The organism is Streptomyces sp. KLMMK, assembly GCF_036961605.1.
Lineage (GTDB): Bacteria > Actinomycetota > Actinomycetes > Streptomycetales > Streptomycetaceae > Streptomyces > Streptomyces telluris.
In genome coordinates this window covers 1-2145 of record NZ_JBAMDC010000650.1, presented here as the reverse complement: position 1 = coordinate 2145, position 2145 = coordinate 1, and the positions used below count along the sequence as shown (strand labels likewise).

Below are 2145 nucleotides of genomic sequence, written 5' to 3'. Positions count from 1 at the left end.
TCCTGGTAGGCAGCGCCCGGGCGGGCGGGGTCCTGTCGCATGGGGCCCCGGTGCGCGGGCGGCTGCTGCATGGGGGCCTGGTGCGCAGGACCCTGCTGGACGTGGCCTTGGTGACCGGGACTCGACTGGCCGGGAGTCGACTGACCGCGACTCGACTGGCCGGGACTCGACTGGCCGGGACTCGACTGGCCGGGGCCCTGATGGGCAGCGCCCGAGTACGCGGGGCCCTGCGGCATCAGACCCTGGTGATCGGCACCCTGCGGCATGAAGCCCTGGTGGGCAGGGTCCTGCTGCATGGGCCCCTGGTGCCCGGCGTCCTGCGGCATGAAGCCCCCGTGCGCAGGGTCCTGCTGCATGGGCCCTTGGCGCCCGGCGTCCTGCGGCATGGCTCCCCTGTGCGCGGCGCCCTGGGGCATAGCACCCGGGTACGCGTCGCCCTGCGACATGAAGCCCCCGTCCGCAGGATCCTGCTGCATGGACCCCTGGAGCCCAGTGCCGTGTTCCATGGGCCCCTGGTGCCCGGTGCCCTGTTGCGCGGGGCCGTCCGGGTGGGTCGGAGCCCGGTGGGCCGGGCAGCCCGGTGGGGGTGTGGTGGCGGGGGTCGGGTCCCCTCCCGTTCCCCACGCGTCGGGACGGTGGTTCACACGTGCTCCCGTACTGCCGTGCGCCGCTGCAGGTACTCGACGAGGGAGATCAGCGCGCGGGTCGAGGAGACCCGGTCGCGGGCGTCGCACGTGACCAGCGGCGTCTCGGGCAGCAGGTCGAGCGCCTCGCGGATCTCCTCCTCGGGGTACACCGGCGCCCCGTCGAAGTGGTTCACGGCCACCGCGTACGGCAGGCCGAGCTCCTCCAGGAGGCCCATGACGTCGAAGGACTGCTCCAGGCGGCGGGTGTCGGCCAGGACGAGCGCGCCGAGTGCGCCGTGGGTCATGTCCTGCCACAGGCGTGTGAAGCGCTGCTGGCCGGGCGCGCCGAAGAGGTACAGCACGAGGCTGTCGCTGAGGGTGAGGCGGCCGAAGTCCATGGCGACCGTGGTGGTGGTCTTGCCCTCGATGCCGGCGAGGTCGTCGACGCTCGCACCGGCCTGGGTCATGGTCTCTTCGGTGCGCAGCGGCCGGATCTCCGACAGCGAGCCGACGAAAGTGGTCTTGCCGACCGCGAAGTGGCCGACGACGAGGAGTTTCGCGGCGGTGCTCACGGTGCGGCGCAGATAGAGGTCTCCGTCGGGAGCTGGCTCAGAGGCGAGCGCGGAGTCCATCCAGCACCTCCTGCAGGATCTGGGCCTCGGGGAGTTGTGCCGAGGGGATGGGGGCCCGGGTGATGAGGTGGCCGCTGTCGACGAGGTCGCCGAGCAGCACCTTGGTGACGCTGACGGGCAGCATGAGGTGCCCGGCGATCTCGGCGACCGACAACGGGCCGCCGAGGCAGAGTTCCATGAGCCGGCGCTTCTCGGGGCTGAGCCCGGTGAGCGGCCGGTCGTACTGGGCCAGGACCAGGGTGACCAGGTCGAAGGTGTTGCGGGTCGGGTGGGCGCGGCCGTCGGTGACGACGTACGGGCGCACTAACCCTCGCTCGTGCCTCGGCGTGGGCGGGGTCATGCCGGGGCGCCCGTGCCCTGCCAGTTGCTCGCGCGGGGCGGGCTGGTCAGCTCCTTGCCGAGCCGGTCGACGAGCTTCTGCATGCGGTACGTGACCGCTTCCATGTCGACGTGCTCGGTGGCGGAGACGGCGAGGTAGGCGCCGGGTCCCGCGGCGATGAGGAATACGTAGCCGTGGGCGAACTCGACGAGCGTCTGCCGCCACGGGTTGTCCTGCTGCGTCTGGTGGGCGCAGAACTCGGAGGTCGAGCGGCTGATCGACTGCAGGCCCGAGAGGGCCGCGGCCTGGCGCTCGGCCTCGTCGCGCTCGATGCCCTGGGAGCGGGCGCGCAGCATGCCGTCCGAGGAGAGCAGGATCGCATGCCGGGCTTCGGGCATCTTGACGACCTCGTCCAGCATCCAGCCGAGCTCGTTGTTGAGGTGGTCGTTCACGCGTGGGGATTCCCTTCGTCGTCTACGGGGGTGCGGGGCGTCGGAGCCTGGGCAGAGGGGTGGGCGGTGTCCGGTTCCGGGGCCCCGTGCAGCGGGCCGACGGGGGTACCCGCGGC

General features: G+C 72.2%; 3 protein-coding genes and 1 pseudogene. All 4 read right to left on the bottom strand.

Annotated features, from left to right (window positions below):
• Positions 1-506 (bottom strand): annotated as a pseudogene (locus V7793_RS36740) (hypothetical protein); the annotation flags it as partial.
• 134 nt (positions 507-640) lie between these two features.
• Positions 641-1258 carry a GTP-binding protein gene (locus V7793_RS36735; RefSeq protein ID WP_336014018.1) on the bottom strand — a complete coding sequence of 206 codons (618 nt, stop codon included), beginning with the start codon at positions 1256-1258 and terminating at the stop codon, positions 641-643.
• Positions 1236-1598, bottom strand: coding sequence for a DUF742 domain-containing protein (locus tag V7793_RS36730; RefSeq protein ID WP_058042179.1), 363 nt, complete (start codon positions 1596-1598; stop codon positions 1236-1238). The genes V7793_RS36735 and V7793_RS36730 overlap by 23 nt, the downstream gene beginning before the upstream one ends.
• Positions 1595-1996: a roadblock/LC7 domain-containing protein gene (locus tag V7793_RS36725; protein ID WP_443058083.1), complete on the bottom strand. Its 402-nt coding sequence runs from the start codon at positions 1994-1996 to the stop codon at positions 1595-1597. Before V7793_RS36725 ends, V7793_RS36730 begins: the two co-directional genes overlap by 4 nt.
• Between the last annotated feature and the right edge of the window lie 149 nt (positions 1997-2145).